This is a genomic window from Neisseria arctica, assembly GCF_022870905.1.
GTDB lineage: Bacteria > Pseudomonadota > Gammaproteobacteria > Burkholderiales > Neisseriaceae > Neisseria > Neisseria arctica.
The window spans coordinates 1,450,392-1,476,629 of sequence record NZ_CP091510.1 but is presented as its reverse complement, the minus strand read 5'-3'; the positions used below and the strand labels follow the sequence as shown (position 1 = coordinate 1,476,629).

The 26,238-nt window shown below is 46.4% G+C and carries 24 protein-coding genes; 12 read left to right on the top strand and 12 right to left on the bottom strand.

Annotated features, from left to right (window positions below; genetic code table 11):
* Window positions 1-66 precede the first annotated feature (66 nt).
* Entirely contained in the window at window positions 67-384 is a 318-nt protein-coding gene (gene clpS / locus LVJ86_RS06790) for an ATP-dependent Clp protease adapter ClpS (RefSeq protein WP_047761566.1), read from the top strand.
* Window positions 385-2,667: an ATP-dependent Clp protease ATP-binding subunit ClpA gene (gene clpA / locus LVJ86_RS06785; RefSeq protein ID WP_047761567.1), complete on the top strand. Its 2,283-nt coding sequence runs from the start codon at window positions 385-387 to the stop codon at window positions 2,665-2,667.
* A 169-nt stretch (window positions 2,668-2,836) separates the two neighbouring features.
* Here the strand turns inward: clpA and narI are convergent, their stop codons facing one another.
* The 3 genes from narI to narH are packed head-to-tail and all read right to left on the bottom strand — an operon-like array spanning window position 2,837 to window position 5,744.
* The gene (gene narI, locus LVJ86_RS06780; RefSeq protein WP_047761568.1) at window positions 2,837-3,520 is read right to left on the bottom strand and encodes a respiratory nitrate reductase subunit gamma; all 684 of its coding nucleotides are present in this window, start codon (window positions 3,518-3,520) and stop codon (window positions 2,837-2,839) included.
* Window positions 3,517-4,185 carry a nitrate reductase molybdenum cofactor assembly chaperone gene (gene narJ / locus LVJ86_RS06775; RefSeq protein WP_047761569.1) on the bottom strand — a complete coding sequence of 223 codons (669 nt, stop codon included), beginning with the start codon at window positions 4,183-4,185 and terminating at the stop codon, window positions 3,517-3,519. Before narJ ends, narI begins: the two co-directional genes overlap by 4 nt.
* Window positions 4,185-5,744, bottom strand: coding sequence for a nitrate reductase subunit beta (gene narH / locus LVJ86_RS06770; protein ID WP_047761570.1), 1,560 nt, complete (start codon window positions 5,742-5,744; stop codon window positions 4,185-4,187). Before narH ends, narJ begins: the two co-directional genes overlap by 1 nt.
* 463 nt (window positions 5,745-6,207) lie before the next feature.
* On the opposite strand from narH, the gene LVJ86_RS06765 reads away from it, so the two are divergent.
* Both LVJ86_RS06765 and LVJ86_RS06760 read left to right on the top strand, forming a co-directional pair.
* A complete protein-coding gene (locus tag LVJ86_RS06765; RefSeq protein WP_047761579.1) occupies window positions 6,208-8,211 on the top strand; it encodes an LTA synthase family protein in 2,004 nt (667 codons plus the stop codon).
* Between the two features lie 144 nt (window positions 8,212-8,355).
* Window positions 8,356-8,781, top strand: coding sequence for a 2-thiouracil desulfurase family protein (locus LVJ86_RS06760; RefSeq protein ID WP_047761571.1), 426 nt, complete (start codon window positions 8,356-8,358; stop codon window positions 8,779-8,781).
* Window positions 8,782-9,070: 289 nt separating this feature from the next.
* Here LVJ86_RS06760 and mutY read toward each other — a convergent pair whose 3' ends face one another.
* Window positions 9,071-10,129: an A/G-specific adenine glycosylase gene (gene mutY, locus LVJ86_RS06755; protein ID WP_047761572.1), complete on the bottom strand. Its 1,059-nt coding sequence runs from the start codon at window positions 10,127-10,129 to the stop codon at window positions 9,071-9,073.
* A gap of 199 nt (window positions 10,130-10,328) precedes the next feature.
* On the opposite strand from mutY, the gene LVJ86_RS06750 reads away from it, so the two are divergent.
* Window positions 10,329-11,369, top strand: a complete 1,041-nt coding sequence (locus LVJ86_RS06750; RefSeq protein ID WP_047761573.1) for a zinc-dependent alcohol dehydrogenase family protein — start codon at window positions 10,329-10,331, stop codon at window positions 11,367-11,369.
* A 131-nt stretch (window positions 11,370-11,500) separates the two neighbouring features.
* The gene (locus LVJ86_RS06745; RefSeq protein ID WP_244702552.1) at window positions 11,501-12,154 is read left to right on the top strand and encodes an IS1595 family transposase; all 654 of its coding nucleotides are present in this window, start codon (window positions 11,501-11,503) and stop codon (window positions 12,152-12,154) included.
* 115 nt (window positions 12,155-12,269) lie between these two features.
* Here LVJ86_RS06745 and prmB read toward each other — a convergent pair whose 3' ends face one another.
* The 7 genes from prmB to LVJ86_RS06710 form a co-directional block, all read right to left on the bottom strand.
* Window positions 12,270-13,169 (bottom strand): 50S ribosomal protein L3 N(5)-glutamine methyltransferase, encoded by a 900-nt coding sequence (gene prmB / locus LVJ86_RS06740; protein ID WP_047761768.1) that lies wholly within the window; start codon window positions 13,167-13,169, stop codon window positions 12,270-12,272.
* Between the two features lie 117 nt (window positions 13,170-13,286).
* Entirely contained in the window at window positions 13,287-13,934 is a 648-nt protein-coding gene (locus LVJ86_RS06735) for a MarC family protein (protein WP_047761769.1), read from the bottom strand.
* Window positions 13,935-14,008: 74 nt separating this feature from the next.
* Window positions 14,009-15,073 carry a rod shape-determining protein RodA gene (rodA, locus tag LVJ86_RS06730; protein WP_047761797.1) on the bottom strand — a complete coding sequence of 355 codons (1,065 nt, stop codon included), beginning with the start codon at window positions 15,071-15,073 and terminating at the stop codon, window positions 14,009-14,011.
* A 32-nt stretch (window positions 15,074-15,105) separates the two neighbouring features.
* Entirely contained in the window at window positions 15,106-17,148 is a 2,043-nt protein-coding gene (mrdA, locus tag LVJ86_RS06725) for a penicillin-binding protein 2 (RefSeq protein ID WP_047761770.1), read from the bottom strand.
* Window positions 17,148-17,648 (bottom strand): rod shape-determining protein MreD, encoded by a 501-nt coding sequence (gene mreD / locus LVJ86_RS06720; protein WP_047761771.1) that lies wholly within the window; start codon window positions 17,646-17,648, stop codon window positions 17,148-17,150. Before mreD ends, mrdA begins: the two co-directional genes overlap by 1 nt.
* A complete protein-coding gene (mreC, locus tag LVJ86_RS06715; RefSeq protein ID WP_047761772.1) occupies window positions 17,645-18,529 on the bottom strand; it encodes a rod shape-determining protein MreC in 885 nt (294 codons plus the stop codon). The genes mreD and mreC overlap by 4 nt, the downstream gene beginning before the upstream one ends.
* A 17-nt stretch (window positions 18,530-18,546) precedes the next feature.
* Complete coding sequence (locus LVJ86_RS06710; RefSeq protein WP_047761773.1) at window positions 18,547-19,587, bottom strand: rod shape-determining protein; 1,041 nt, start codon at window positions 19,585-19,587, stop codon at window positions 18,547-18,549.
* A gap of 208 nt (window positions 19,588-19,795) precedes the next feature.
* Between LVJ86_RS06710 and gatC the strand changes: the two genes are divergently transcribed.
* The 6 genes from gatC (at window position 19,796) to LVJ86_RS06680 (ending at window position 25,431) form a co-directional block, all read left to right on the top strand.
* A complete protein-coding gene (gene gatC, locus LVJ86_RS06705) occupies window positions 19,796-20,086 on the top strand; it encodes an Asp-tRNA(Asn)/Glu-tRNA(Gln) amidotransferase subunit GatC (RefSeq protein WP_047761774.1) in 291 nt (96 codons plus the stop codon).
* A gap of 108 nt (window positions 20,087-20,194) precedes the next feature.
* A complete protein-coding gene (gene gatA / locus LVJ86_RS06700; RefSeq protein WP_047761775.1) occupies window positions 20,195-21,646 on the top strand; it encodes an Asp-tRNA(Asn)/Glu-tRNA(Gln) amidotransferase subunit GatA in 1,452 nt (483 codons plus the stop codon).
* A 196-nt stretch (window positions 21,647-21,842) separates the two neighbouring features.
* Entirely contained in the window at window positions 21,843-23,273 is a 1,431-nt protein-coding gene (gatB, locus tag LVJ86_RS06695) for an Asp-tRNA(Asn)/Glu-tRNA(Gln) amidotransferase subunit GatB (protein WP_047761776.1), read from the top strand.
* Between the two features lie 157 nt (window positions 23,274-23,430).
* On the top strand, window positions 23,431-23,907 hold the full coding sequence (locus tag LVJ86_RS06690) for an LPS-assembly lipoprotein LptE (RefSeq protein WP_047761777.1): 477 nt from the start codon (window positions 23,431-23,433) through the stop codon (window positions 23,905-23,907).
* The gene (holA, locus tag LVJ86_RS06685) at window positions 23,907-24,911 is read left to right on the top strand and encodes a DNA polymerase III subunit delta (protein ID WP_047761778.1); all 1,005 of its coding nucleotides are present in this window, start codon (window positions 23,907-23,909) and stop codon (window positions 24,909-24,911) included. The genes LVJ86_RS06690 and holA overlap by 1 nt, the downstream gene beginning before the upstream one ends.
* Before the next feature lie 94 nt (window positions 24,912-25,005).
* Entirely contained in the window at window positions 25,006-25,431 is a 426-nt protein-coding gene (locus tag LVJ86_RS06680; protein WP_047761779.1) for a membrane protein, read from the top strand.
* 132 nt (window positions 25,432-25,563) lie between these two features.
* On the opposite strand, the gene plsY is transcribed toward LVJ86_RS06680, so the two are convergent.
* Entirely contained in the window at window positions 25,564-26,178 is a 615-nt protein-coding gene (gene plsY / locus LVJ86_RS06675; RefSeq protein ID WP_152667077.1) for a glycerol-3-phosphate 1-O-acyltransferase PlsY, read from the bottom strand.
* Window positions 26,179-26,238 lie beyond the last annotated feature (60 nt).

Here is a 26,238-nt window from a genome sequence, read left to right as displayed (position 1 = left end):
AATTTTATTAAAATGGCAAAAAATACAACATAAACCACTTTAAATTTGTTGGAAAAGATTTCATATATGGGACAAATACGTACGTCCGGTCAAGGCACGCCTCAAGTCAAAGATGCCGATGCCAAGCTCACGCCGCCGAAGAAATACGGGGTTTTTTTAGTGAACGATGATTACACCCCGATGGATTTCGTGGTGAAAATTTTGACAGAGGTTTTTCTTTTGGCCGAAAATCGGGCGGTTGCCATTATGTTGATGGTACATCATGAAGGCAAAGGCCTTTGCGGCGTTTACACCCGTGATATTGCGGAAACCAAAAAACAGCAGGTAATGCAGCGTGCGCGTCGTGAGGAATACCCCTTAATGTGCACGGTAGAGGAGGTTTGAATGATTTCAGCGGAGTTAGAACGCATTTTGCAGCATGTTTATGCAGATGCGCGTGCCCGGAAGTATGAATTGATCGGGTTGGAGCATTTGCTGTTGGTGTTGCTGGAGCAAAGCGAAGATGTCGGCGGCCTGCTGCGCCAATGCGGGGTAAATTGCGAGCTGCTCTCTGAGCAATTAATCAGCAGTATGGTTGAAAATACACCGGTGCTGCCCGAAGGCTTGATAGAAACGACCGAAACTCAGCCTACAATCGGTTTCCAACGTGTTTTACAACGCGCGCTTGTGCATGCGCAAGCGGCCGATAAGCGTGAGGTTTATCCCCTGGATATCCTAGTGGCGTTGATGAGTGAGAACGATAGTCCGGCTGTGTATTTTTTGAATCTGCAGTCGGTAAACCGTTACGATATTTTGAGTGCGATTGCACATGGTCCTAGTGAAGGTCCCGCGTATCGTGGCGGGGATAGCGCACATTCGGATGACGACAAAGAGCAGAATCAAGCCGATGCACTTTCAAACTATACCTTGAACTTAAATGCCGAAGCCTTGGCAGGAAGAATAGATCCCTTAATCGGCCGTAAGCATGAAATGGAACGGTTGGTACAGGTATTGTGTCGTCGCCGTAAGAACAATCCCTTATTGGTTGGTGAGGCCGGTGTGGGGAAAACAGCTTTGGCCGAAGGCTTGGCCTATCAGATTGTACACGGACAAGTGCCGGAGACGCTTAAAGGCGCCGTTGTGTTTGCGCTGGATATGGGCGCTTTGTTGGCGGGAACAAAATACCGGGGTGATTTCGAATCGCGCATTAAAGCCGTATTGAAGGCTTTGGCGTCGATAGAGCATGCGGTTTTGTTTGTTGATGAAATTCATACTATTATCGGGGCGGGCAGCGTATCGGGCGGTACGATGGATGCTTCCAATTTATTGAAGCCGGCATTGGCTAAAGGCCAGTTGCGCTGTATCGGAGCAACCACTTATGATGAATACCGCACTATTTTCGACAAAGACCATGCGCTAAGCCGCCGTTTTCAAAAAATCGATATTGCCGAACCGACTGTACCTGAAACGGTGCAGATTTTGCGCGGGTTGAAGCCGATGTTTGAAGATTTTCACCAAGTGCGCTATACCCAATCTGCCTTAGAAGCCGCCGCAGAATTGTCGGCCCGCTATATCAACGAGCGTTTTTTGCCGGATAAGGCGATTGATGTCATGGACGAAGCAGGGGCGGCACAACGTATTTTGCCCAAATCAAAGCAGAAAAAAGTAATCGGTAAGACACAGATTGAAGCCGTGATTGCCAAAGTGGCACGTGTTCCCGAAAAAACCGTTTCTCATGATGACAAGCAGGTTTTACAGTTTCTTGCCCGTGATCTGAAAAATATGGTATTCGGGCAGGATGCCGCAATCGATGCTTTGGCTTCGGCGGTTAAAATGTCCCGTTCCGGCTTGGGATTGCCTGATAAGCCGATCGGTAGTTTTTTATTCTCGGGTCCTACGGGTGTGGGTAAAACCGAAGTGGCGAAGCAGTTGGCTTTTTCGTTGGGCATACCTTTGCAACGCTTTGATATGTCGGAATATATGGAACGCCATGCAGTGTCGCGTTTGATCGGTTCGCCTCCCGGTTATGTCGGATTCGAGCAGGGCGGTTTGTTGACGGAAGCCGTTAATAAGCAACCCTATTGCGTATTGCTGTTGGACGAAATTGAAAAAGCGCATCCTGATATTTTCAATGTACTTTTGCAGGTAATGGATCACGGAAAGTTAACCGATAACAACGGCAAGAGTGCTGATTTCCGCAATGTGGTATTGATTATGACCACCAATGCAGGGGCAGAGGGGCTAAGTAAGCCTACCGTTGGTTTTACCGGCAAGCGTGAGCGTGGTGATGAAATGCAGGCGATCAATAAGCTCTTTACGCCTGAATTCCGCAACCGCTTGGATGCTGTGATTCCGTTTGCACCACTTACCGAGTCTGTGATTGCCAAAGTGGTGGATAAATTTCTGCTTCAGCTTGAACAACAGTTGTTGGAACGAAAAGTGGAGGCGGAGTTTACCCCAGCATTGCGTGTATATCTGGCAGAAAAAGGTTTTGATCCGCAAATGGGCGCAAGACCGATGAACCGCTTGATTCAGGAGAAAATCCGCAAAGCGTTGGCAGATGAATTGCTGTTCGGCCGTTTGACTGAAGGCGGTTATGTGAGTATTGATTGGAATGCCAAAAAAGAAGAAGTGGTGCTGAAGTTTAAAAGGCCTGCCCGTAAAAAAGCCGAAACCGCCGCAGTATGAAATGATTGCAGGCTTCGCTTGGTAGGAAAATAAGGCCGTCTGGAATATGGGTCTTTCGGATACTGAGTAATTTGTAAGTGATGTTTGTCAATTATATGTTTTTATTAAAACAACGCCGTCTGAAATATTTTCAGACGGCGTTTTGTTTATACCGGAAGGTATATCGGGTTTAGCGGCGACGTACCAGCTGCCATGCGCGGGTAAGATAGGTTACGCTGGCAAAGCCGCTCCAAACATGAACCATACGCGTGAAAGGGAAGATGGCGAAGAAAGTCATCCCCATAAAGATATGCGCTTTAAATAGGAAATTGGCATCAGCGATGTAATCGGCAGCCGCTCCGCGGAAAGTAACGATATGCTGGGCCCATTTCATCAGTAAGACCATTTCATGACCGTCGGTATGCTGCATGCTCACGAAAATCGTGCACAAACCAAGCAAAAGAGTGACTAAAATCCAGATTAATACCAGTTTGTCGCGCCAGTTTGAGTTGGCGGCCAAACGATCACACTTGAAGCGGCGGTTGATTAGGATAATCAAGCCTGCTAATGCGGTAAGGCCGAAGATACCGCCCATCAGCATGGCGAAAATTTGTTTGGCACCATGGCTGACACCGATAAAATCCCAAAACCATAAGGGCGTGAGCAGGCCGAACAGGTGGCCGAAAAAAACTGCCAAAATACCGACGTGAAACAAAATATTGCCTAAGCGAAGCTGCCCTGCATAGAGTAATTGGCTGGAATCGCTTTTCCAAGTGTATTGTTCGCGGTCGAAACGGATAAGACTGCCCAGAAAGAAAATAGCCAGACAGATATAAGGGTAGATACCGAATAAGAATTGGTTCAGCGTATTCATGATACTGCTCCTTTGGCTGCGGCGGTATACGCAGATTTGGGGTAAAACTGTATGGTGTCGGTGGCGGGTTTCAGTAATGGTTCCTGTCCGCTGATATCGGGGCCGAAGGTTTCCATGGCTTCGTCCATGTCGCGTACGGGCGGTTCGATAAGCGGTTGTGGCGCTACCGGGCTGAGTGCACTTAAGGCCTGCAATAGCACGGCGTAAGGAGAACCCGAAGCCTCGAGCTTTTTGCCGATATGGGCAATAACGTGCACGGCGTCACCCAGTAGTTTTTGTGCTTTATCGGCTTCGATATGAGCGAAGAATTCCAATAAAACGGGAAGGTAGTCGGGTAGTTCGTTGCTCTCGAGCGTGAAACCGCCGTTGCGGTATTCTTCCAGTAAATCCACCATAGCCGATCCGCGGCCGCGGTCTTCTCCGTAAACATGTTCGAAGATATACAGCGCATGATTACGGTTTTGGTCAAATGTGCGCACATAGTTTTGTTGCAGTTCAATCAACGTATTGTTACGCAGGTAATCCAGAAAATTTTGTAGCTGGGGCTGTGCTGCCAGTGCAGGCGTTTCCGACAAGGCCGTCTGAAACTCGGGTAAGGCGTTGATGAGTTCGGCTTCGGGATAGCACAACAGCACCGAAAACCATTGGTATTCGCGGTTGGGCATCAGCGTACTCCTTTATCGCGGTTGTTTTTGAGAAACTCTCGGCGGTCGTGGAATACTATCGGCGTACCTTTTCGTTTGCCGAACAGGCTTTCGTCAGTGGAGCCGCCCGAGCAGCCGTTGCCGAAGGTAAAGCCGCAGCTGGCTTTGTCGTCAAAACTGTTTTCAACCAATTCTTTGTGGGAAGAAGGTACGACAAAGCGGTCTTCGTAATTGGCAATCGCCATAATCTGATACATATCCTCTACCATTGCGGGCGTAAGTCCTGTACCCGACAAGGTTTCTTCCAAGGTTTCACCGTGAACGGTTTGGCCGCGTTTGTAACGGCGCATGGCGATCATGCGTTCTAATGCTTCTTTAATCGGCTCTACTTTGCCGGCGGTCAGCAGGTTGGCGAGATAGCGCAAGGGAATGCGCATTTCGTCCACGCTCGGAATGATGCCGTTTTCACCGACCAAACCGTTTTCAATAGCAGATTGAATGGGTGAGAGTGGCGGGATGTACCAAACCATGGGGAGTGTGCGGTATTCAGGGTGCAGCGGGAAGGCGACTTTCCATTCCATCGCCATTTTGTATACGGGTGATTTTTTAGCGGCATCCAGCCAGCTTTGGCTGATACCTTGTTTTAGAGCCTCGCGTTGTACTTCCGGATCATGCGGGTTTAGGAACACGCCCAGTTGCTGTTCGTATAGGTCTTGAGGATTTTCTACGGAAGCGGCTTGCTCGATTTTATCGGCGTCATACAGCAGGACGCCCAGATAGCGGATACGGCCTACGCAGGTTTCTGAACACACGGTCGGCTGGCCGCTTTCGATACGCGGATAACAGAAAGTACATTTTTCGGCTTTGCCTGAAGTCCAGTTGTAGTAGATTTTTTTATACGGGCAGCCGGATACGCACATTCGCCAGCCGCGGCATTTGTCTTGGTCGATGAGTACGATACCGTCGTCTTCGCGTTTGTAGATGCTGCCTGAAGGGCAAGAGGCGATACAGGTAGGGTTGAGACAGTGCTCGCACAGGCGCGGAAGGTACATCATGAAGGTTTGTTCGAACGCGGCATGCATTTCTTTTTGTATGCCTTCGAACAATACGTCGCGACCGCGTTTTTCAAATTCGCCCGCCAAATCATCTTCCCAGTTCGGGCCCCATTCGATTTTGTCCATCTTTTTACCGGTTAGCACCGATACCGGGCGGGCGGTAGGCGGTGTAGTCATTTCCGGTGCGTTTTGCAGATGTTCGTAATCAAAGGTAAACGGCTCGTAGTAGTCGTCTATCTGCGGCATGTTGGGGTTGGCAAAGATGTTGGCGAGAATTTTCAGTTTTCCGCCTTGTTTGGGTACCAGTTTGCCGTCGGGCTTGCGCACCCAGCCGCCGTTCCATTTTTCTTGGTCTTCCCAGTTTTTCGGGAAACCGATGCCGGGTTTGGTTTCGACGTTGTTGAACCACGCGTATTCGACACCGTCGCGCGATGTCCATACGTTTTTGCAGGTAACTGAGCAAGTATGGCAGCCGATACATTTGTCGAGGTTCAGAACCATGCCGACTTGTGCTCTGATTTTCATGGTGCGTTCCTTATGTATTTTGTTCTCAAACGGATTTTATTTGTTTGGTATAAAAAACGTTTGAAAGGAGAAATGGATTTTTATGGCTAGGATATTAAAGGAGCGGGTGCGATAAACATATGCGTCAAAAGCGCAGCGGCTAAGGGCAAAGTGAGGGGGAGGCGTAGGCGAATAGCTTAGTAAAAAATAATTCTTTAGGAGGAGGGGAGCGTTATACGATAGGGTGAGGAATAAAACTGCCGAGACAAAAAGGGCGGCCTGGCCAATAGCACCCTTATATTCGGCTTCTGGACCATGCCGATGGTAGATTGTTTAGTTGCTTAAAAAAATAAAATTTTATTTTTAAATAATATTTTTCAGACGGCCTATTTAATTCGGCCTAAAAAGTATTTATTTGATTTCACTTTTCGCAGGTATTAAACTTTGGCGTTTAAATATTAATGCGGTTGGGGGATTTCGTTTGATGCGTTGGCTTTATTATAAAAATATTCTTAAAAACTGCTTGATTTTTTGGTGTGCGGCTTTTGCTTTGTTTATGCTTGAACGAGCTGCTTTTTTATGGTGGTTTGTTTCAGATGGCATCAGAAAACAATATAGCGGTGATTTGCCGGCATTATTTTTAAAGGGCGGTTTGTTTGATATCAAAATCGCTTCTATTTTAACTATATTGCCTTTTCTACTTGGTTTGTTCAGTTTGATACATACCAAGACTTTGCAGCTTTATTCTAAAGTGCAACCGGTTTTGCTCGCCATTTTATTCGCCTTGGTGTGCGGGTTTGTAGCTGGAAATTGGTTTTATTTTGGCGTGTATGGCAATCAGTTTGATGTGTTTGTTTTCGGATTGTTTGATGAAGATACAAAAGCGGTATTGCATACGATATGGTCGGATTATCCGGTGATTTCGGGTGGTTTGGCCGTAGTAGCAGCAGGATATTTGTTTGGTAAACTGATAACGCGCATCCGCTTTGTCAAGAATGACGATATTCCTTTGGGTAAAGCAGGATGGTTGGTTTTGATTTTATTGCCAATTCTCTTATTGGCAGCGGGTTCGCGGGGATCACTAGGGAAATTTCCTTTGCGCAAATCAGCCGCACAGGTTTCTGCGACTCCTGAAATCAATAAATTAGTACCTAATGCTTTGGTATCTTTGGATTGGGCGGTTAAAGAATATCGCAACAGCAGCCATTTTGAGGCAGTGTCGGATGAAGAAGGCATAGAAATTATCAGCCGGCTACTCAACCGGCCGGCTTCCGCCGATTTGAAGCAGTTTGACAGCATCACGTCTAAAAATCCCGCAGTTGAACGGCATAAACCGAATGTCGTATTTGCGGTTATGGAAAGCATGGGAACGCATCTGCTTGGTTTTGATAAAGAAAACCGTGATTTATTGGGTTCGCTCAGGCCGCATTGGAAAGAGGATTGGGTTTATTTGAAATTCGTTTCGGAGGGGGACGGCACCAGCGACAGTTTGCACCGTTTTTTTGTGCGAAGCCCGAGATTGGATTTGAGCCAATCAACTGCCAAAAACAAAAACTTCCCGACTAATATGTTTAAACCATACTTGGATGCGGGTTATAAAGTCGTATATATCACGGCGGGTAACGGAGGGTGGCGTGATTTCGATCAGTTTTTGCGCCATTTGGGCGTAACGGAATTTGTAGACGAAAATACTTTGAAAAAAAGATACCCTGAAGCCAAGTCGGACACTTGGGGCGTACCGGATGAATTTATGTTCCGTTATGCTGCAGACGAACTCAAGCAGGCTCAGGTAACAGGCAAACCGGTATTTATTATGATGCTTTCCGTTACCAACCATCCGCCTTATCTTTTGCCGGAGGGGCAGCCGAGAATGAATTTCACGTTGGATGAAACCGAGCGCAAACGTTTGGCAGGGCTGGAAAAAAGCGGTGAATTAAATGAAATATTGAATACGTTCCGCTATAGCAACGATCAATTGGGGCGGTTTGTTTCCTCAGTGAAAAAAGAAGCGCCCGATACGATTGTTGCTGCCACGGGTGATCATAATATGCGTGCCGTCGGTTATCCAGAAGCTGCGGAAGCCGCTTTGGGGCATGCGGTGCCGTTCTATCTGTATGTACCTCAGGCTTACAGAAATGAGGCGGTTTACCACCCAGAGCGTGCAGGATCGCACAAAGATATATTGCCTACGCTTTATGAGTTGAGCCTCTCTCAAGCACATTATTATCAAACCGGCTGCAACTTAACAGCTAAAGAACCTGCTTCTCCGTGGTGCGGTTATGGTTACAATACGGAAGTTATTCTTACTAACGAAGGTTTCTATCATCAGGGTAGTCAGGAATTCCGTTTGTGGAATGGGCAAGGAGCTTTATCTGCCGATACGCAAGCTGTACAGCCCGGGGCGGAGAGTATGGCGCAAATTAACAAAGCCCGATCTTATACCCCTTTCTTGAATTGGCAGATTAACCGTATCGTGACAACTGAGTAGTCTGGTATTGGAGAGGTTTTCATAAACAAGTAACCGAAAAAGAATACTTTTGGAAAGAACGGCTTGAGGCACCTACGCCAAAAGAGAATAAAGATCAAGAGTAAGATTTTCAGGTTGCCTGAAAGGTTGAAATGTGGGGTCAACATGATTGAGCAATGTGTTGTGGTGAGTGCATGTTTGTTGGGAGAAAATTGTAAATACAATGGCAAAAATAATTTAAATGATAAAGTGATGTTGTTTTTGTTGGATAAAAAAGTTTTACCTATTTGTCCTGAACAATTAGCTGGTTTGCCTACGCCACGCCCAAGCGCTGAAATGGTTAATGCGCGGGTTACTGAGCAATCAGGTAAAGATGTACATAATGTTTATCAAGCTGGTGTAGATAAGGCGATGGCTATTTTGGCACAAGAACAAGTGGAAGCAGTGGTATTGCAGTCGCGCAGTCCAACATGTGGTGTCAATCAAATATACGATGGAACATTTACGGGTAAATTGATTTCAGGTAGCGGCTTATTTGCGCAGGAGTTGAAAAAACAGAACTATTCCGTTATAGATGTTGCTGATTTGTAGCCGGTTAAATTAAGAAAAATATATCGTTGTCTGCTTCCTTATGTGCTGTTTGTACACGGTAGTTGCTGCCGCCTTGTATCATTTTTTATTTATAAGTTTCTTCATATATAGGGCAAATATAAAACGGCCGTCTGAAAATATATTTTCAGACGGCCTTTTTATATGCTTTTTATTTTTTAACTATGATTTATAAAAATTGCAATTATATTTTGGTTTTGAAAAATAGGGTTTGGAGCATAAAAGAATAAGCTAAACGGGGTGTTTAACGGGGTGTTTTGAGATAGGAAACTTAAAAAAGTTTGTATTGTTTTTGTTTGAGATAATCATTCATAGGCTTAGGGATGCCATAGTTTTGTAAATGGCTAGGATTTACCCAGATGCCGTCTGAAAGTTCGGAAGGTAAAGCTGCATCGGTTGTCAGGGCTTTGAAAGGAGTGATCAGCAGCAGGCGGTGAGTAAGGCGATGGGTGATGGCGGCCTGCTCTTCCAATTCATCAGCGGATATGCCGCATTGTTCGGCAAATCGGTATAAGCTGTGCAAGTCTTCAAAACATGGCACGCAATAAAGCCCGCCCCAAATGCCGCTGCTAGGGCGCTTTTGCAGAAAAAGAGAGCGGTCTGCCTGTTCGAGTATCAGCCAGTAAAGCGGCAGGTTTTTGACTGTGGTTGTGTTTTTTTTGCGCGGTAGCTCGTGTGTACGGTTTTGTGCTTTTGCCTGGCAGATATCAGCCATCGGGCATTGGTGGCATAAGGGGGTGCTGCGTTTGCAGCAGGTTGCGCCCAAATCCATCAGGCCTTGTGTATAGGCAGGCATATCATCGGCTTTTTCGGGTAGCAGGCTTTCTGCTAAAGCCCACAGGCTGTTTTCGAATTTTTTGTCTGTGGGGTCACCGTCTAATGCGAACACCCTGCAAAGTACGCGTTTGACATTGCCATCAAGGATGGTTTCCCGCTGTCGGAATGAGAAAGCGGAAATGGCAGCGGCAGTACTGCGGCCAACCCCGCATAGTTGCTGTAATTCAAGTCTTGTTTGGGGAAACGTACCGCCAAAGTCTTGTATAACTTGTTGGGCGGCTTTGTGTAGGTTGCGGGCACGGCTGTAATAGCCCAAACCTTGCCACAGGCTTAATACTTCATCTTGAGGAGCATGGGCGAGTGTTTGTATGTTGGGAAACCGTTCGATAAAGCGGGGGTAGTAATCCAATACGGTGCTAACTTGGGTTTGTTGCAGCATGATTTCGGAAAGCCATACGCGGTACGGATCAGTTACCTGCCAAGGCAGATTGTTGCGACCGTGGCTGCGTTGCCAGCGGATAAGGCGGGTTGAAAAATCGAGGGTAGGACTCATGCGGCAGTTGTCGGTTGAAAAATTAAATTCTATATTTTACCCGAATTAGACATGCTTTCGCATGGCTTGCTGTGTAATGATTTTGTTGTTTGATATGGGTAAATAATTCCTTTAATAAAAGCTGCACATTCAGGAGATATGCTTACAATGTGGATAAAGATTTTATTCGTTATATTTTTATCAAGAAAGGAAGTTTGCAATGAAAGCAATGGTTTATCATGCAGCTAATGATATTCGTTTGGAAGACAAACCGAAACCTCAGATTTTAGAGGCAACCGATGCGATTGTACGGATTGTAAAAACGACGATTTGCGGTACCGATTTGGGTATTTGGAAAGGTAAAAATCCTGAAGTTGCCGATGGCCGTATTCTCGGGCATGAAGGCGTGGGCATTGTGGAAGAAGTTGGTTCGGGCGTGCGTAATATCAAGGTTGGGGATAAAGTGATTATTTCTTGTGTCAGCAAGTGCTGTACTTGCGACAACTGTAAAAAACAGCTTTATTCCCAATGCCGTAACGGCGGCTGGATTCTCGGCTACATGATTGATGGTACGCAGGCCGAGTATGTGCGTACGCCTTATGCTGATAACAGCCTGATTCCGCTGCCTGAAGGTGTGAATGACGAAGTGGCTTTGTTGTTGAGCGATGTACTGCCCACAGCGCATGAAATCGGTGTGCAATATGGTGATGTAAAACCGGGTGATGCGGTATTTATCGCGGGTGCAGGTCCCGTTGGTATGTCGGCTTTATTGACGGCCCAGTTTTACAGTCCTTCCGTGATTATCGTATGTGATATGGATGAAAACCGTTTGAAACTGGCGAAAGAACTGGGTGCGACGCACACGATAAATCCAGTTTCCGGAAACGTTGCGGCCCGGGTAGCCGAAATTGTGGGTAAAGACGGTGTGGATTGTGCGATTGAGGCAGTTGGTTTGCCGGCGACGTGGTCTTTGTGTCAAGACGTGGTCAAACCCGGTGGGCATATCGCTGTGGTAGGTGTATACGGACAATCGGTTGATTTTAATCTGGAGCGTTTATGGATTAAGAATCTAACCATTACCACAGGTTTGGTGAATGCCAATACGACTGAAATGCTGCTAAAAGCCATTTCTACCAGCTCTGTTGATCTGACCAAAATGCTGACGCATCGTTTTAAACTGAGCGAGCTGGATAAGGCTTATGAAGTGTTTAAGCATGCGGCTGAAAACGGTGCAATGAAAGTAGTGTTGGTTAACGAGTAATAGTACGATAAAGCTGTTTTAAAACATATATATTAGTTGCTCAACAGGATATCTTTTTGGGTATCCTGTTTTTATATTTAAGAAAAAGTTTTGGGGCTGTATTAGATTGGCAGTTATGTTACCCTTTAAAAATGAAGATAACACACTGTAAACTATCTAAAAAATTACAAAAAAAGTTGCTTGAATTTTTTGTACTTGAGGTAACCGCCCGTTCTGCTGCCAATTTATTGGATATTAACCCCAATTCAGCAGCTCTGTTTTACCGTAAAATTCGCCAAGTCATTGCCTATCATTTAGAGCTTCAAGCTGATGAAATCTTTGATGGTTCAATCGAGCTTGATGAGAGTTATTTTGGTGGACAACGAAAAGGCAAACGCGGTCGCGGAGCGGCTGGGAAAGTAGCGGTATTTGGTATTTTGAAACGTCAAGGCAAGGTTTATACTGTTGTCGTTAAAAATACCAAACAAGATACTTTACTACCTGTTATTAAACGAAAAATAATGCCTGATAGCATTGTTTATACGGACTATTACAAAAGCTATGATGTGCTAGATGTGAGTGAATTTACGCATCACAGAATCAATCATTCAGAGCTTTTTGTCGACCGTCAAAACCATATCAACGGTATTGAAAACTTCTGGAATCAGGCAAAGCGCGTTCTACGAAAGTACAATGGAATTGACCGAAAATCTTTCCCTTTATTCTTGAAAGAATGCGAATTTCGTTTTAACTTTGGTACACCAAAAGAGCAACTTAAAATCTTGCGAATTTGGTGTGATATTTAAGGCTAATCTAATACAGCCCCAAAGTTTTTATAAAGATTAATGCCGTCTGAAAATTTTTCAGACGGCATTAATACGGTAACATTGAGATTTTTAATCCAATTGTATCAAAACAGTTTTATTCTTCACCGAGTAATTGTTCACGGGTCAGCAGGAATACAAAACCGTCGCCGCCGCTGGTTTCCAGCCAAGTAAACGGTAATTCCGGGTATGCTGCTTCCAATACTTCGCGGTTATGGCCGATTTCTACCAACAATACACCCTTTGGATTGAGGTATTTGGCAGCTTGCAAAATAATTTGGCGGGTTGCATCCAAACCGTCTTCACCGCTACCAAGGGCAAGTTCAGGTTCATGCAAATATTCTTCAGGCAGGGCTTCGACCGATTCGGCATCTACATAGGGCGGATTGGAAACGATCAAGTCGTAAGTTTCTTCGATACCTTCGAATAAATCGGTATGAATCAGATTGATGCGTTCTTTCAATCCATATTCTTCGACATTAATAGCGGCAACTTCGAGGGCATCCAAGCTCAAATCTACGGCATCGATTTCGGCAGCCGGATAGTGGTGTGCCATCTGAATGGCCAAACAGCCGCTTCCGGTGCATAAATCTAATGCGCGGTGTACCAATTCGGGATATTCGATCCAAGGCGATAGTGCATCGCCGAGCAATTCGTAAATAAACGAGCGGGGTATGATAACGCGCTCATCTACATAAAAATCAAAATCACCTTGCCAAGCCTGATGGGTCAGATAGGCGACCGGAAGGCGTTCGGTTACGCGGCGTTCGATTAAATCCAGCACCTCGGTTTTTTCAGATGCAAGCAATTTTGCATCCAAATAAGGCTCGAGCGTATCAAGAGGCAGGTTAAGGGTGTGTAATATCAGATACGCGGCTTCGTCATGGGCATTGTCACTGCCGTGTCCGAAAAACAATCCGGCTTCGTTGAAACGGCTGACGGCAAAACGCAGGATATCGCGCACGGTGGAAAGTTCTTTTGCGGCTTGGGCAAACATATTGGTGTTCCAAGTGTATTAAATTAAGGTGGGAATTATAGCACTTCCGAAGAAGGGGAATTATGGAAAGATGCCGTCTGAAAATTTCAGACGGCATTCAAGAGAAAATTACTTTGGTTATGCAGCCAAATCAGGGAATAGTGCTTTTAGGCCTGATACGATGATTTCTACCGATACGGCGGCCAAAAGCATACCCATCACCCGGTTAAGAATAGTTAGCCCCGTATCGCCCAGAAATTTACTGATGCGGGCTGCTGCCATAAGCGTTATATAGCATATCAGGCTGATAATCAGGCCGGCGGCTAAAATAGAAAGCGTATCCTGATAGCCTCGTGCCGTAGAAGTATAAATGATCACACTGGAAATCCCGCCGGGGCCGATCATCATCGGAATAGCCAGGGGTACGACGGCGATGGTGCCGGGCTTCTGGCGTCGTGCATGGGCCAGTTCTTCTGAATTTGTATCGAGTGTGGGTTTGGCCGGATTATCATTGCCGCTCATCATGGAAATGGCAATCAAAAAAACCAAAATACCTCCGCCTACTTGGAACGAACCAACGCTGATACCAAGCAGTTTCAGTAACATATTGCCGCTTAGCGTAAACAGGCAAATTACAACGAATACGCTGAAAGTGGCGATTTGGGCGACTTTACGCCGCTCGCGGGTACTGTGGTAACGGGTGAGGTCTAGGAAAATTGATAAAGCTCCGAAAGGATTAATCAATACCATGAATGCCAAAATGATTTTGGAAATTTCCATGCCCATTAGGGCGGCTCCTTAAGTATTAGTCGGATACAGAATATTTTTAGATTTTCGAAAAGACAATGTGTGGTTGTGGTTTAACGGCGCTGGTTGGATATACCCATTAATAAAGCCAAAATCACCATAATCGACAATGTGGCGGTGCCTCCGTAGCTGACCAACGGCAACGGTACACCTACCACCGGTAAAATGCCGCTCACCATACCCATATTGACAAATGCGTAGCAGAAGAAAGTCATTGTGAGTGCGCCTGCCAGAGTGCGGCTGTAGAGTGTCGGCGCTTGTCCGGCAATGTATAAGCCGCGCCCGAGGATTACCAAATAAATGATCAGCAGCAAAATATTGCCGATAAAGCCGAACTCTTCTCCATAAACGGCAAAAATAAAGTCGGTAGTAGATTCCGGGATATAGTCCAAATGCGTTTGCGTGCCATTTAGCCAGCCTTTGCCCCAGATTCCCCCCGAACCGATGGCGATCATAGATTGAATAATGTGATAACCGGCTCCGAGTGGGTCTTTGGTCGGGTCTAGGAGTGTCATCACACGGGTTTTCTGATAAGGGTGCATTCCATAATTCCAAATCAGAGGCAGTGCTGCGGCAAAGCTGATAATGGCAGCAAAAATTACCTTCCAAGGTAAACCGGCAAAGAAGATAACAAACAGTCCGGAAGCCATAATCAAGGTTGCCGTTCCCAAGTCTGGCTGTTTCAAAATCAGTGCCCCGGGAATGATAACAATGGCAATCGCACCGATATAATGATACCAGCGCAGTGATAATTCATATTTTTGCAAATACCAAGCTACCATCATCGGCAGGGCGATTTTCATGATTTCAGACGGCTGGATTCGACCAATACCTATATTGAGCCAACGGGTGGAACCGTTTACCGTGATGCCGAAAAAGTGCACGCCCAAGAGTAAGATAACGCCTGCAATATAAGCCGGAGGAGCGAAGTTTGCCAAAATCTGAGGACGAATACGGGCGATGGTCCAGAGCAAAGCAAAACCGAGTACGGTATGCAAGGTTTTATTTTCCAGTTGGCCGATTTCTTGGCCGTCTGCAGAATACAATAAAAACAAGCTCATGATGTAGATGATCAACATGGCGTAAAACAGCCAAGCATCCATCGGTTGCCAGATCATGCGCTTGATTTTTTGAAAAAGGGTTTCACTGGTCACTGAGAAACTCCCGAAATATTTTCGTGTGCGGCTTCAAATGCCTTTTGAAAAGGCGATGAAATATTTTTTTTCGGCGGCTCATCGACTGTTAATAAAGGGTTTTCGACAGTTTGTTTGCCACCCGTAGCAGGGGGCAGATTGTTATCTTTGCCGCCTTTTAGTTTCAACAGATAAAAGTCGGAAAGCTGCCGTGCAAGAGGGGCGGCACTTGCACCCCAACCGCCGTTTTCCAAAATAACAGCCACGGCGATTTTGGGGTTTTCTACCGGAGCGAAAGAAATGAACCAAGCATGGTCGCGGTGTTGTTCGGCCAAAGCAGCGGCATTATAGGTTTGCCCTTGCTTGATTTGTACGACTTGAGCCGTACCGGTTTTTCCGCCCATACTGTATTGCAGTCCGCTGCCGATGCTCCATGCAGTACCGCCGGGACGTAATACCTTGACCATACTTTGTTTGACATACTCGAAATTGCTTCGGCTAAAAGGAATAGAGCGCGTAGGCTTGGGGTCTATCAGCGTAATTTGGCGGCGTTCGTGATCCAGCAGCTCTTTGACCATGTGCGGGCGGTAAACCACACCGTTATTGGCTAAGGAGGCTGTCGCATGGGCCATTTGCAGAGGAGTGTAAGTGTTATAACCTTGGCCGATACTGATAGACACCATTTCGGAGGCTTTCCATTCACGGGCTGCGGGGTTTTTCGATTTGGCAAAGCGTTGTGCTTTCCACTCTCGAGTAGGTAGGACACCGCGGTATTCATTGGGCAAATCGATACCGGTTTGTTCACCGAGGCCAAATTCAGCCAGGTAGGGGGCGGTTTTATCAATCCCCATTTCATAGCCTAAGCGATAGAAAAAAGTATCCGAAGATACCTGAATGGCTTTGCTGAGATTTGCCGAGCCGTGTCCGCTGCGTACCGAATCACGGAATAGGTGGCGTGAGCCGGGTATGCTCCATGCGCCGGGAGCCGGAATAACTGTATTTTGGGTAATTTTTCCACTTTCAAGCAAAGCCATACCCATAAACGGTTTGAAGGTTGAGCCCGGAGGATAAAGGCCTTGTGTTACCCGATTAATTAAAGGGCGCTGCCAATCTTCATTCAGACTTTTCCATGTTTCCGTATCAATGCCGTCGATAAACAGATTGGGGTCGAACGAGGGTTTGGATATAAAAGCCAGTACCCCGCCGGTTTGCGGATCAATCGCCACCATCGCACCGCGGCGGCCGTTCATTAAACGATCCGCTTCTTGTTGGAGACGGATATCCATAGCCAAACGCAGTGTCTGTCCTGTTTTTGCCGGCACGGTTTTTAAGATACGCACTACATTACCGTAAGCATCTTTTTCTACTTCTTGGTAGCCGGGAAATCCATGCAGTTGGCGTTCGTAATAACTTTCCAACCCTGATTTGCCAATGTGGGTGCTACCGCGATATAAAGCGGTAAGAGACTCCTCATCCAGCTTTTTTTGATCTCTATCACTGATGCGGCCGATATAACCGAGAAAATGCGCCGTTAGCTGGCCGTAAGGGTATTCACGAAAAGTTCGGGCGTTGATTTCTACCCCTTTAAAGCGATAAAGCTGTGCCGCCAAACGCCCGGCTTCATCAGGAGTGAGTTTAAGTTTGAGAGGGATTTTTTCGTAGGAGCGGAATTCCGCACGGAATTTCCGAAAGCGGCGTAAGTCTGCTTCGCTAATATCTACATAGCTGCGCAAGGCTTCGATAGTATCGTCGATTTTGCCTTCCAAATTGCTGGGAACCAACTCAAGCGAATAAGCCGGGTAGTTATGGGCTAAAACCACACCGTTGATATCAACGACTTCGCCGCGTATAGGTGGGGTCGGGATTAATGAAATTCGGTTAGTGGTAGCTCGGGCTGCAAATTCATCATGCTTGATGATTTGCAGGTAAACAAAGCGTGCGGTAAGGATAGCGAAACATACGATAATCAGGCCAAGTGCTACCAGCAAGCGTAGAATGTAATCACGCTTGCTGATATTTTGATCCTGATTGGAAAGCGGATATTGGCGTGGCGTTTTCATTAGCGTAAACGTCGCGAATTCAAAATAGTGAGCATTATCTTACTCAACAGAGGCCATAACAGAGCACCGACGAAAGGAGCAATAAAGCTCAACCAGTCGTTATAGCGGTGATCGTACATAAGCCTTACCAGCATAAGAATAATCTGGTTGCCTAAGAGCGCAACCAATACCGCGAGTGCTTGAAAGCCGGAACTATATAATATTATCTGTCTTTGCTGCTGCTGGATTAAAAATGTAATCAGCATATATGACAATGCATGTTGCCCTAATGGTGCGGCGGTGCCTATGTCCACTAGTAAACCGATGATAAAAGCTATGCCTATACCGACTGATTGTGGGCGGTTAATCACCCAATAGAGCAGCATCATGGCGCTGAATTCTGGCAGCCAAAAAAAGGTATCTGCGTGAAAGGGCATGAAATCCAGCAGCATTACAATAGCGAAGCTTGCAGAAATCAGGCGCTTAGAAACGCGGTTGTGGAAATCGTCGAAGTTTGTCATTGTACTGCAGGCTGAGAAGGGGGCGTGCCTGTTTGCGCTTCGGGCATCAGGCGATCGGTTTTTTGCGGTAGGGTCAATACATATTTACTGCTGCGGAAGGCGGCCATCGGTGCTAAGGTAACACGGTAATAGGGGGTGCCGGATGCTCGTGTCAGGTCTTCTACTTTGGCCACCGGGATTCCCGGTGGATAGACGGAGTCTAACCCTGAGGTGAGTAGAATATCGCCCAGGCGGAGATCCGCATCAACTGGAAAATAACGCAAACTGATAGCGCCGCCTGTACCGTACACCAAGCTGCGCACACCGGTACGGGAAACCATTACAGGGATCACGGTTTGGCTGTTGGTAATTAAGGTCAGCTCAGCACTGAGCGCTTGTGCTTGGGTGATTTGCCCGATCAAGCCGTTTTGATCAATGACAGCATCGCCGTTATACAGGCCGGCCTGGGTGCCTTTATTAATGATGAGCTTGTCTGAAAGCGGATCCTTGCCGTTGGAAATAACTTCGGCAGACGTAACGGTTTGGATGCCGTTGGCTTGTAGTGCGGCCAGTTTTTTTAATTCATTGAGCTCCAAACGTAAGGTTTCGGTCTGATGGGCAATCAGTTTCAGACGGCTGTTTTCTTCTTGCAGTTTTTTCTGTTCGGAAATCAGTGAGGTTTGCGTATTAACAAAGCTGCTGGTGTAGTCGTACAGCCGAACAGGCTGGTTAGCCAGCCATTGCAAAGGATAGAGCAGGGTAGCTGCATAGCCTTTGATTTGTTGAACTGCCGCATAGCGAGTATCCAGCATCATAAGAACGATGCTGGTTATCGACAGAAGAATCAATTTGCTAGCGGGGCGTATGCCTTTGCGGGCAAAATCTAAAGACTGTTCGGCCATGATACGCGCAAAGCAGGTTACGGGTTAACAACGAATACGGAATTTAGTTTGCCGATCATATCAAGAGCTTTACCCGAACCGCGTGCCACACAGGTAAGGGGATCTTCTGCAATCATCACCGGTAGACCTGTTTCTTCGGCCAGCAGACGGTCTAGGCCTTTGAGCAAGGCACCGCCACCGGTAAGTACCAAACCCCGCTCGGCAATATCGGCACCCAGTTCGGGCGGGGTTTGTTCCAATGCGTTTTTAACAGATTGTACGATTTGGTTGAGCGGCTCAGTAAGTGCTTCCAATACTTCATTGGAGCTGATAGTGAAAGAACGCGGAATACCTTCGGCCAAGTTGCGGCCTTTGACTTCGATTTCGCGTACTTCCATGCCCGGGAAGGCGGAGCCGATGGTTTTTTTGATTTCTTCGGCGGTTGCTTCGCCAATCAGCATGCCGTAATTACGGCGTACATAATTGATGATGCTGTCGTCAAACGCGTCGCCGCCCACGCGGATCGAGTGGGAGTAAACCACACCTGATAATGAAATTACACCTACTTCGGTAGTGCCGCCACCGATATCTACCACCATAGATCCGGTAGCTTCTTCAATCGGCAAGCCCGCGCCGATTGCAGCGGCCATAGGTTCTTCAATCAGGTTGACGGTAGAGGCGCCGGCTGCCAAAGCAGAGTCGCGAATAGCTTTACGTTCTACTTGGGTAGAACCGCACGGCACGCAAATAACGATACGGGGCGTTGCGGCAAAGCGGCTGTTATTTACTTTTTTGATAAATTGTTTGAGCATTTTTTCAGTTACGTTGAAATCGGCAATCACTCCGTCTTTCATGGGGCGGATAGCCTGAATGCTGCCCGGTGTTCTGCCCAGCATTTTTTTAGCTTCCGTTCCTACTGCCAAAATCACGCTTTTACCATGTGCGACATCGTTTTGCATGGCCACCACCGAAGGTTCGTCCAAAACAATACCTTTGCCTTTGATATAAATAAGGGTATTGGCTGTGCCCAAGTCGATGGCGAGGTCGTTGGAAAAATAGCGGGTTAAGAAGCGAAACATGAAAAAATCCTACCTAATGAGAAAATAATCAATAAAAATAGAAAAAGGATATGGGCACGGCGTTTCAGACGGCTATCGGTATGATAAAAGCACTGAAATCGCCATGCCGCGGTATTGGTTTTCAGTTATAATCTTCCAAATTTATTGGAAGTAACGTGCAATGATACCCTAGATTGAGGGTTTTGCTAATCAAATTTAAGGATTTTTTATGGCTTTGACCTTATCCGACGTGGAAAAAATTGCCAAACTGTCGCGTTTGAGTTTGACAGACGAAGAAAAACAACAAAGTTTGAAAGAGTTAAACGACGTTTTCGCATTGGTTGAGAAAATGCAGAGCGTTGACACAGAAGGCGTTGAACCTATGGCTCATCCGCATGAAGTAGCTTTGCGTCTGCGTAATGATGCCGTTATTGAAACCGATTGTGCAGCCGCATATCAGGAGGTAGCTCCTGAGGTGCGGAACCGATTATATATCGTGCCGCAAGTAATTGAAGAATAAATTAGAAACATGATTTCAGACGGCCTTCTTAATAAATAATCAGTATGCCGTATGAAAAAGATTTAATCTGATTTGAATGAATACCGTCTGAACGCAACGGAAAACATTATGACATCATACACTTTGAAACAGGCCGCTGATATGCTGGCGGCCAAGAAAATTTCCGCTACCGAATTGGCTCAGGAATATCTAACTGCTATTGAAGCACGTAATCCCGTTATTAACGGTTATACTGCTTTGAATCCGGAGATGACATTAGCCGAAGCCAAGGCCGCCGATGCACGCATTGCAGCCGGTGATGCCACTGTGCTGACGGGGGTACCGGTTGCATATAAAGATATTTTTTGTCAGCAAGGGTGGCGTAGTGCTTGCTCTTCCAAGGTGTTGGATAACTTTGTTTCACCCTATACTGCAACCGTAGTGCAAAACCTATTAGATGCGGGAATGGTAACTCTTGGCCGGGTAAATATGGATGAATTTGCCATGGGTTCGACCACGGAAACATCATTTCACGGCATTACTAAAAATCCTTGGAATCTCGAGCATGTTCCGGGCGGTTCTTCAGGCGGTTCGGCCGCTGTGGTGGCGGCCCGATTGGCTCCTGCCGCTTTGGGTAGCGACACCGGCGGTTCTATCCGCCAACCTGCGTCCCATTGCGGTATTACCGGTTTGAAGCCTACCTATGGCGTGGTTTCCCGTTTCGGTATGGTGGCTTACGCTTCCAGTTTCGATCAAGCCGGCCCTATGGCGCAAACGGCCGAAGATTGTGCGTTGCTATTGAACGCAATGGCCAGTTTTGACGAACGCGACTCCACTAGCTTGGAGCGTGAAAAAGAAGATTATACCCGTGATTTGAACAAGCCATTGAAAGGCTTAAAAGTCGGTTTGCCCAAAGAGTATTTCGGAGCCAACAACAGTGCCGACGTTCAGACGGCCTTGCAAAACATTATCGATTTGCTTCAAGCCCAAGGTGCGGAAATGGTAGAGGTTAGCCTGCCGCAAACCGAGCTATCCATTCCTGCTTATTATGTTTTGGCATCGGCAGAAGCCAGTACCAATCTGTCGCGTTACGACGGCGTACGCTACGGACACCGTGCCGCCCAGTTCGGCGATTTGGAAGAAATGTATAGCAACACCCGTGCCGAAGGTTTCGGAAGCGAAGTGAAGCGCCGGATTATGATGGGTACTTATGTACTTTCACACGGTTATTACGATGCTTATTACCTGAAAGCCCAAAAATTGCGTCGCTTGGTCGCCAACGATTTTCAGACGGCCTTGCAACAATGCGACATTATCTTAGGCCCTGTTGCGCCTACTGCCGCTCCGAAATTGGGTAGCGATATTAATGATCCCGTGCAAATGTATTTGAGCGATATCTATACGATTGCGCTCAACCTTGCTGGTTTGCCGGGAATGAGTCTGCCCGCCGGATTTTCTTCGGACGGACTGCCCGTCGGCGTGCAGCTGATCGGTAACTATTTTACAGAGGCCAAATTGCTGGGCGTGGCGCATCAAATTCAGCTCAATAGTGATTGGCATACCAAAACACCTGCTTTTTAAAGTAAATAAAAATAGCTTTAAGAACCTATATCTTGAATATTTAAGAATTGTTGTTAAGGGTATTTAAAAAAATTTTTTATGACTAAACGATTAGGCCTTTATATATTAGGCTGAATAAAATCAAGCTGTAAATAAAAGGTTTAGTAATAACTAGTATCTATTTGCTTTAATTTAGCGTTTAAATGAAAGAATTTTTATGACTTGGGAAACCGTAATCGGACTGGAAATCCACGTCCAATTAAACACCAAATCCAAAATTTTCAGCGGTGCGTCAACCGCTTTCGGAGCGGAACCGAACGCACATGCCAGCGTGGTGGAATGCGCGTTACCGGGTGTATTGCCGGTGATGAACCGCGAGGTGGTTGAGAAAGCCATTAAATTAGGCTTGGCCTTGGATGCCAAAATTAATCAAAAAAACGTGTTCGACCGCAAAAATTATTTTTACCCCGATTTGCCTAAAGGCTATCAAATCAGCCAGTTGGACTTGCCGATTGTAGAGCACGGTAAGCTGGAAATCGTGGTAGGCGACGAAGTGAAAACCATCAATGTTACCCGTGCGCATATGGAGGAAGATGCGGGTAAATCGGTGCATGAAGGTTTAAACGGTGCAACCGGTATTGATTTAAACCGTGCCGGTACGCCTTTGCTTGAAGTGGTTTCAGAGCCGGAAATGCGTTCTGCGGCGGAAGCGGTGGCTTATGCCAAAGCCTTGCACGGTTTGGTTACTTGGTTGGATATTTGCGACGGTAATATGGCCGAAGGCTCGTTCCGTATTGATGCGAACGTGTCTGTACGCCCGAAAGGCCAAGCTGAGTTCGGTACGCGTCGTGAAATCAAAAACCTCAATTCGTTCCGCTTCTTGGAGCAGGCAATTAATTATGAGGTGGAAAGCCAAATCGAAATTATCGAAGACGGCGGTAAGGTACAGCAGGCTACCATGTTGTTCGACCCTGATAAGGGTGAAACCCGTGTGATGCGTTTGAAAGAAGATGCACACGATTACCGCTATTTCCCCGATCCTGATTTGCTTCCCGTAATTATTTCAGATGGCCAGTTAAACCAAGCAAAAGCGGAAATGCCTGAGTTGCCTAAAGAAATGGCAGCGCGTTTTGTGGCTGAATACGGTGTTAGTGATTATGATGCCCGTTTGCTGACAGCAAGCCGTCAACAGGCTGCTTTTTTTGAAACGGCTGCGCTCAAAAGTAAGCAAGGCAAGTTAGTGGCAAACTGGATGAACGGCGAGATGGCCGCTACCTTAAATAAAGAAGGTATCGAATTGGCCGATAGCCCGATTCAGGCTGAGCGTTTGGCGGGGTTGGTTGAAAAAATCGCCGATGGTACGTTGAGCAACAAATTGGCCAAGCAGGTATTTGAAGCTATGTGGGCGGATACTGCGGTGAGTGCCGAACAGGTGATTGAAGCAAAAGGCCTGAAACAAATTACCGATACCGGTGCCATTGAAGCCATGATAGATGAAGTGTTGGCTAATAACCAAAAAGCCGTAGAGCAGTTTAAGAGCGGTAATGAGAAAGCTTTGAATGCGTTGGTAGGTCAGGTGATGAAAGCCAGTAAAGGCAAGGCCAATCCGGCACAAGTGCAGGAGCTAATGAAGGCTAAATTGGCATAATCATACACAAAGCATACCGTAATGAAAGAGATGTCTGCAAACTTAATACGGTAGTCGTACAGGCCGTCTGAAATTTTCAGACGGCCTGTACCCTTTGACTGACAATCCGCTATCAGCTGCGTTATAATTGGCGCAATTTATCTTTGAAGATACGGTTATGAATAAAATTCTGATGCTTGCTGTAGCCTTTATGCTTTCTGCCTGCGGATTTCATCTAAAAGGCCATATTGGTATGCCTTCGACTTTACCTTACCAAACTTGGTATGTAGACGGCGGTGCATTACAGCAAGTTTTGGAAACGGCGTTGCATCGCGCAGACGGCAAACCTGTTGCAGCTCCTGATGCACAAGCAGAGATTAGAATTGTGAATGTAGATATGCGTAAGGATATCTATACAATCACGCAAGCGGCTGCAATCAATGAATATTTGCTAGCCCTACGGGTTGTGGCAGAAGTAAGCCGTAACGGTGAGAAATTGGGTGAACCGATCGAAGTGGTTATCCAACGCCCTATGGAATATGCCGATAGTGAAGTACTCGGTAAACAAGAAGAAGAGGCGACTATCTGGGCTGAGATGCGTACTGATGCCGCCGAGCAAATTATACGCCGATTGACTTTTTTGAAAGCTGACTGATGTCGGTGATGGATATCGGCCAACTTAATTCCTCTTTACCGCTTAGGCCTTTGTATGTGATACACGGTGAAGAGGATTTACTGCGTATAGAGGCTTTGGATACCTTACGCTTGGCGGCTAAGCAGCAAGGCTATTTAAACCGTGAGGTATATACTGCTGATTCTGCAAATTTCGATTGGAACGAATTACTTCAATCGGCAGGTAGTGTCGGATTGTTTGCCGATTTGAAATTATTGGAAATCCATATTCCCAATGGCAAGCCGGGAAAAAACGGCGGTGATGCTTTACAGACATTAGCCGAAAATCTTCCTGAAGATACAACAGTGATTGTGGTTCTGCCAAAATTAGAGCGTGTACAAACACAAGCCAAATGGTTTGGGGCTTTAGCACAACACGGAGTGGTTTTAGAGGCTAAAGCCGTCAACGGAGCTGCGCTGGCACCTTGGATTCGCGGGCGTTTACAGCAGCAGAATTTAGAAATAGAAGCGGATGCTTTGGCCTTGTTTGCAGAGCGGGTAGAGGGTAATTTGCTGGCCGCGAAGCAGGAAATAGACAAACTGGCTTTATTGCACCCTCCCGGGCATTTGGTCAACATGGCAGATGCCGAAGCTGCGGTGGCCAATGTGGCGCGCTTTGATGTATTTCAATTGGCCGGCGCATGGATGAGTGGTGACACCGCGCGGGTTTCGCGCCTGTTAGAGGGTTTGGAAGCAGATGGTGAAGAGCCGGTTTTGCTTTTGTGGGCTGTAGTCGAGGATATCCGTAGCCTTATCCGCCTGACAGCTGCACTCAAGCAAGGCCAAAGCGTACAGTCGGTACGCAATAGCTTACGTTTGTGGGGAGACAAACAAACCCTTGCACCTATGGCAGTAAAGCGTATCAATATCGGTAGGTTGCTGGCCGCATTACAGGATTGTGCCAAAATAGACAGAATCATTAAAGGTGCGGAAGAGGGAAATGCCTGGGCTGAATTTAAAAATCTGGTTAGTGGATTGGCAGCTTAAAGCAAAATATACACTTGATATTGTGTGCAAAAATTCTGGCTGTTTGACAAGGTTTCAGACGGCCTATTTTAAGTAAAACGAAGGAAATAAAAATATGGATCAAAAAACCAAAATCCGCTTGGCGGGATTGATTATTTTGGCTACGGCGGTATTAAGTTTGATTTTGGTATTGTTTACCAATTCATGGCCGATTGCGATTGCGATTGCGATTGTGGTAATGGGGGCGGCTACTGCCGGTTTCTTTTGGTACTCAAAACGTCAGCAACGCCAATTTATCGAGCGGTTGAAAAAATTTGATATCGATCCTGAAAACGGTCGTGTGAACGAAGCAAATCTGCGCCGTATGTATCATAGCGGTGGGCAGGCTCAAAAAGATGCTGTTACCATTATCTGTCTTTCTCGGGAATGTTCGGTTGCGGAGGCTCATGCAATGTTTAAAAAACGCCCGACAAAACAAGAACAAATGCAGCAGATGCGTGAGATGCAAAAGGGCATGCGTCAGCCCCGCATGCGTCGTTAATTATTTGTGTTGTTAAAATAAATGCCGTCTGAAATTTCAGACGGCATTTATTTTTTATATCAGAATTCCGTATAGGGATGAGATTTTAGCGAATATAGTTTTATTAAAATCATTGGGTTATGTGGGGATGATTTATTCCTTTTTGGCTTTGTCGCCAATTTTACTTTCTTTGCCTTGCAACAGATTTTGGATATTGCTTTTATGGCGGTACAACACTAACAAGGCAATAATAACTGTAGCGATAACCCACGAACCGGCCGGCATCAGAAAGTAGGCGGCAATAGGACTTGCAACAGTGGCCACCAAGGCTGCGAGTGAGGATACTTTAAAGCCAAAAGCCATTACCAGCCAAATAAGTGCGCAAACCAGAGCGCTCGGCCATGAAAGGGCAAGTAAAACGCCTAAGGCGGTAGCAACACCTTTGCCACCTTTAAAACCAAAAAATATCGGCCACATATGTCCGATCAATGCGGCAACGGCAACGGCAGCAATAGTGGTATCGCTTAATTCCAGCGAATCTTGCAGCCAACGGGCAGCTAATACGGCGAGTAGGCCTTTGAGTGCGTCTCCCAGTAAAGTGAGTGCGGCTGCTTTTTTCTTACCGCTGCGCAAGACGTTGGTAGCTCCGGGATTGCCGGAGCCATAGGTGCGGGGGTCGTCCATGCCGTAGAATTTGGAAACGATCACCGCGAAAGAGAGTGAACCGATCAGGTAGGCGGCCAGAATTACAAATAAATTTAGCAGCATAGTGAAGACTTTTGTTTTAGAATGAAGCGGAGATTTTAACGTGAAACGGTTAAAAACAAA